This window comes from Pseudoduganella sp. GW821-FHT05F09, from assembly GCF_059419605.1.
On the sequence record NZ_JBWKSD010000022.1, the window covers coordinates 1 to 5,669 of the forward strand.

A 5,669-nucleotide genomic window follows, 5' to 3' on the forward strand; every position below is an offset into this window, starting at 1 on the left:
GCAACCAGTGTGAAAGTAGGTTATCGTCAGGCTAGTTATATAGAAAAACCCCGTCAGGTGACCCTGGCGGGGTTTTTTGCATTTCGAGTTTAATCTATTATGCGTAGCAATGACCCGAAAAACCGCTCCCGCCCCCCGCGTCACCCTGGCCGATATCGCTGAAGGCTGCGGCGTATCGCGCGCCACCGTCTCCCTGGTGGTGCGCAACAGCCCGCTGGTGCATGCCGAAACGCGCGCCAAGGTGGAGGCCGAATTCAAGCGCCAGGGCTATGTCTACAATCGCGGCGCCGCCAATCTGCGGCAGGGGCGCTCCTCGATTGTGGCCCTGGTGATCAACGACCTTTCCAATCCTTTTTTTGCGGAGTTTGCCGCCGGCGTGGACGAGGCGCTGGGCGAGGCGGGCTATGCCATGCTGTTGGGCAGCACGTCGGAATCGGTGGCACGGCAGCAGGCTGTGCTCGAGTCCCTGATGGAGCACCGGCCGGCCGGCATCATCCTGTCTCCCGCCGAAGGCAGCGAGGCGGGCAGCGTGGCCGGCGTGGTCGGCGGCGCGCCGGTGCTGCTGTTCAACCGCGACGTGGCCGGCTGCGGTTGGGATTTCCTGTCCATGGACAACCAGGCCGGCGCGCGCATGGCGACCGAGCATCTGCTGGCCCAGGGCCATCGCCGGATTGCCTTCTATGGCGGCTTCCAGGCGTCGAGCTCCTGCCGCCAGCGCCGGCTCGGCTATGCGGAAGCAATGGCTGCCGCCGGCATCGTGCCGCAGCCGCATTGGCTGGTTGAGACCGCGCCAACCAGGCTGGAGGCCGCGCGCCAGGTTGCCGCCCTGTTTGCAAACGAGCCGGCGCCCACCGCCGCAGTCGCTTACAATGACGCCGTCGCGCTCGGCCTTATGCTGGGCCTGGCCGGTTGCGGCCGCCAGGCGGGGCGCGACTTCGCCGTCACCGGTTTCGATGACATTCCCGAGGCCGCCGTCAGCGTGCCGCCGCTCACGACGGTCGCCACAGATCCGCGCGAGCTGGGTCGGCAAGCCGCGCGCCGCTTGCTGGAGCGTATCGCCGAACCCGCCCAAGCCACCACCGCCATTGTTGTGCCGGTTCGTCTGGCGGTGCGCCTGAGCAGCAGCCCACCCGCCTGATTCTGGCTAATTGCTTGACACCAGATTTTGCCTAAACTATATTTAGATCGATCTAAATTTACTAAAAGCGCAGTTTATCCAATCCAGGAGCACCATGAGCAAGATAGTATGTTTCGGCGAAGCGCTGATCGATTTCCTGTCCGTGCCGCCGGCCGCGCCAGGCGAAGCGGTGCCCTTTCTGCGCAATGCGGGCGGCGCGCCCGCCAACGTGGCGGTGGCGCTGGCTGCGCTGGACATGCAGTCCGCTTTCGCCGGCATGCTGAGCGAAGACATGTTCGGCGATTTTCTGCTCGAAAGCCTGCGCGCCGCCGGCGTCGACACGCGCTACATTGCCCGCACCGGCCGCGCCAACACCGCACTGGCCTTTGTATCGCTGGACCGCAGCGGTGAGCGCAGTTTCAATTTCTATCGTCCGCCAGCGGCCGACCTGCTGTTTACCGAATCCGATTTCCAGGACGAGTGCTTCCACGGCCTGGCAGCCTTCCACGCTTGTTCCAACAGCCTGACTGAGGCGCCCATTGCCGAAGCCACGCTGTCCGGCATGCGCCGTGCGGCAACGGCCGGCGCCCTTGTCAGTTTCGACCTGAATCTGCGCCCGGCCCTGTGGCGGCGCGGCGAGGATCCGCTGCCGCGCCTGTGGCAGGCGCTGGCTCTGGCCGATCTGGTGAAGCTGAGCAGCGAGGAGCTTGAGTACCTCGCGCTCTCCGAAGGCAGCGCGGATACGGTGCGCGAGCGCCTGTGGCAGGGCCGCGCGCGCGTGCTGGTGGTGACCGACGGTCCGCAAGCGCTGGCCTGGCAGACCCGGAGCGCCAGCGGCAAAGCGTCCGTCCCCGAGGTCCGCGCAGTGGATACCACCGGCGCCGGAGACGCTTTTGTGGCTGGCTTGCTGGCCAGCCTGGTGGAGCAGGGCGTCAAGCCTTCCGCGCTGGAAGCCTTCTTCCATGACGCAGCCGCGCGCGAGCCGGCGCTGCGCTTCGCCGCCGCCTGCGGCGCATTGGCTGTGACGCGGCGCGGCGCTTTCGCCGCCATGCCGCGCCGCGCCGACCTGCAACCTTACCTCGAGTTAGCCGCATGAGCTCCGCTCCCGATTTCCGTTCCGTCGATTTCCTGCGCCAGCACATTGCGCACACCATGGCCTTCTATCATCCGCGCGCCATCGATCCGGCCGGCGGTTTCTTCCACTATTTCCGCGACGACGGCACGGTCTACAACAGCGAGCACCGCCACCTGGTGAGCAGCACGCGCTTCGTGTTCAATTACGCGATGGCCGCGCGCGAATTCGAGCTGCCGGAGTATCTGGACGCTGCGCGCTGGGGCTTGCGCTATCTGCGCGAGGTCCATCGCAACAATGACAGCGGCGGTTATGCCTGGACCATACGCAATGGGGTGCCCGAGGACCGCAGCAACCAGTGCTACGGTGTCGCCTTCGTGCTGCTGGCGTATGCCACCGCGCTCAAGGCCGGCGTCACCGAAGCCGCGCCGTGGATAGACGAGACCTGGGACCTGCTGGAGTTGCGCTACTGGGACCCGCAAGCCCGCCTGTACCGCGACGAAGCCAGCGCCGACTGGGTGTTCGGGCCCTATCGCGGACAGAACGCCAATATGCATATGTGCGAAGCCATGATCGCCGCGCACGAAGCCACCGGCGATGCACGCTTCCTTGAGCGCGCGCTGCTGCTGGCGCAACGCATGACGGTGGAGCAGGCCGCATTGGCCGGCGGCCTGGTATGGGAACACTACGACACCGAATGGCAGGTGGACTGGAAATACAATCAGGACGATCCCAAGCATCTGTTTCGTCCCTGGGGTTTCCAGCCGGGCCACCAGACCGAATGGGCCAAGCTGCTGATGCTGCTGGACCGCTACAGCGGCGCGGCCTGGCTCAAGCCTGCCGCACGCCGCCTGTTCGACCGCGCCGTTGAGCATTCCTGGGACGCCGAAAACGGCGGCCTGGCCTACGGCTTTGCGCCGGACGGCAAGGTGTGCGACGACGACAAATACTTCTGGGTGCAGGCCGAATCCCTGGCCGCTGCGGCCCGCCTGGCCGACGGCACTGGCGACGCCCGCTACTGGGACTGGTACCAGCGGCTGTGGGCCTACTCGTGGGAGCACTTCGTGGACCACAAACACGGCGCCTGGTACCGCATCCTGGACGCGCGCAACCGCAAATACAGCGACGAGAAAAGCCCGGCCGGCAAGACGGACTACCACACCATGGGCGCCTGCTATGACGTGCTGGCGGTGCTGCGGCACATCAGTCCCGCACCATAACTGGTTGAAAACTTGATAAGATGGTGGTTTCTGCAATCAGGGGATCGCCATGTTGGCATTTCGACGCGTATTGACGCTTGCCGTTTTCACGGCTGTGCTGGCCGGGTGCGGCGCAGGCTCGGACGTCCAGACTGCGAAACCCGCAGCCCAGCGACAGTCCATGGCGGGGCCGGTTGCCGCAGCGGCGGCTCCCATCGCGATGCCCGGCCTGCGCGCCGACTATAAGGTGGAGCGCGTGGCCGGTTCCGTGGACCTCACGCATATAGCAACAGCGCGCGTCACCCGCGTGGCCGCCGACGCCAGGGTGCGGTTCTCCGATTACACGCTGGCGATGGACGTGGACGGCAACGCCGGCAAGGTCTACCGCCTCTACCGGGCCGCGTTCAAGCGCACCCCGGACGTGCGCGGTTTGAGCTACTGGATACAGATGATGGATCAGGGGGCTTCGTTGCTGACCATCTCCAACGGCTTTGCGGGCTCGACCGAGTTCAAGTCGCTCTACGGCGTCAATCCCACCAGTATTGAGATCGTTACCCGCCTTTATCGCAACATTCTCAACCGCGACGGCGAAACCGCCGGCGTGCAGTACTGGGTCAATATACTGAATCGCGGCACCAGTGTGGCCGAAGTCCTGGCCGCATTCAGCGACAGTCCGGAGAACCAGGCCGGCATGTTTGCCACCCTCAGCAACGGCATTGCCTACCGGGAGGATGGCGCCGCCTATGTGGCCGTCGCCAACGCCGGTCCGAGCCGCAGCGGCGCAACGGGCGCCGCCTTGACGCTGGACGGTACCGAAAGCCTGGCCGGGGCTGGCGGCACGCTCAGCTACGCATGGTCTGTGAGCGAACGCCCGGCAGGCAGCGCCGCAGCCCTGCGCAATGCGGATACGGCGCTACCGTCGTTCACGCCGGACCGCTCCGGCAGCTATACCGTGACCCTGACCGTCAGCGATGGCGTTGGCAGCAGTATTGCTACGACCACGCTCTCCGCATTCCCGCCCGCACTGAGCTATGCGCCGCTGGAAGTCCGCTACAGCAAGGGGCTGGACAAGCTGGTCATCTCCGCCACGAATCCGAATGCCCTGAAGATAGCCGATCCTGTGGCGGAAACCACGTTGACCGTCAGTCTGCCGGCGGCGGTCAAGAATTTCAGCCTGAGCCCCAACGGCAAGCTGGCCATGGTGCTGCATGAAAGCGTGGCCAGCCTGGTTGACCTTGAGCATGGCTTGCTGCTGAAGTCCTTCGCAACCGGCGGCTCGCACACCGAAGCCCTGATCACCAACGCTGCGGTAGCCTATTTCATCGGCCAGACCGGCGGGCAGTGGGTGAGGCCGTCGGTGGTCTATTTCAACGCCCGTACCGGCGTGGAGATGACTTTGCCGGAAACCGTGTACATGGGTATGTTTTACGGTACGCAGTACGGTGTGTATGCGTCCAGCAAGAACAAGGTCTTCCTGATGTCGCAAGGGCTTTCGCCGGCGGACATCAGCTATTTCACGATAGACCCGGCCACCAACGGCGTTATCGCCATGGGCGACTCGCCGTACCACGGCGACTACGGTATGAGCACGCCGCTGTTCCTGTCCGAAAATGAGGATGTGCTGTTCTCCGCCAGCGGCAACTACTTCTACACCAGTAATCTCAAGTACGCGGGCACCTTCTCCACGTCGGTGCGCTCCTTGAGCAACTCGGCGGCCAAGGACGAAACCCTGGTGATCGCAGGCGGCGCGGCCGGCTATCCTTCCAGCTATCGCCGCTTTGCTGGTTCGCTGTTCTTCTCCGATGGGGCGGTAGACTTCCCGCTGATTGATGGCCTGCAGAGCTACGGCATCAAGATTTTCCACTCGTCCACCGGCAAACGCCTTGCCCTGGTGCAGACCGGATCGGCGACGCCGAACGGCGCCGGCGTGAAATACTACACAATCGCCTTGTGAAGTCGTCCGGCCTTTGCTATAGTTCTGTCCCCGCGCTGCTGAACACCCGCAGCGCTGGAGAGTAGGAAAATGAGGGGTTGACGGTTTAAGCGAAACGCCTCATAATCTCATCTCTCTGCTGCTGAACAAAACGCTTCAGCAACAACGCAGAATTCTTTAAAAATTTACAATCGATAAGTGTGGGCGTTTGATGATGAGGCCCGCAGCGCAAGCTGTGAAACTCAAATTATTAAACGCTCAACGAAAAAATTAAACGTGACCTTCGCAAGAAGGAATCGTCAGTTATTTTGAAGAGCGACCAAGTCAGTAATGACTTTAAACAGAGAT

4 protein-coding genes are annotated in these 5,669 nt (G+C 63.6%); all 4 read left to right on the forward strand.

The annotated features are described in order from the left end of the window. Window positions 1–109 precede the first annotated feature (109 nt). Window positions 110–1,138: a LacI family DNA-binding transcriptional regulator gene (locus AC07S4_RS30320; protein ID WP_494990129.1), complete on the forward strand. Its 1,029-nt coding sequence runs from the start codon at window positions 110–112 to the stop codon at window positions 1,136–1,138. Window positions 1,139–1,232: 94 nt separating this feature from the next. Beyond that, window positions 1,233–2,213, forward strand: a complete 981-nt coding sequence (locus tag AC07S4_RS30325) for a carbohydrate kinase family protein (RefSeq protein ID WP_494990130.1) — start codon at window positions 1,233–1,235, stop codon at window positions 2,211–2,213. Next, window positions 2,210–3,409, forward strand: coding sequence for an AGE family epimerase/isomerase (locus AC07S4_RS30330; RefSeq protein WP_494990131.1), 1,200 nt, complete (start codon window positions 2,210–2,212; stop codon window positions 3,407–3,409). Before AC07S4_RS30325 ends, AC07S4_RS30330 begins: the two co-directional genes overlap by 4 nt. A 49-nt stretch (window positions 3,410–3,458) precedes the next feature. Next, window positions 3,459–5,342 carry a DUF4214 domain-containing protein gene (locus AC07S4_RS30335; protein WP_494990132.1) on the forward strand — a complete coding sequence of 628 codons (1,884 nt, stop codon included), beginning with the start codon at window positions 3,459–3,461 and terminating at the stop codon, window positions 5,340–5,342. Window positions 5,343–5,669 lie beyond the last annotated feature (327 nt).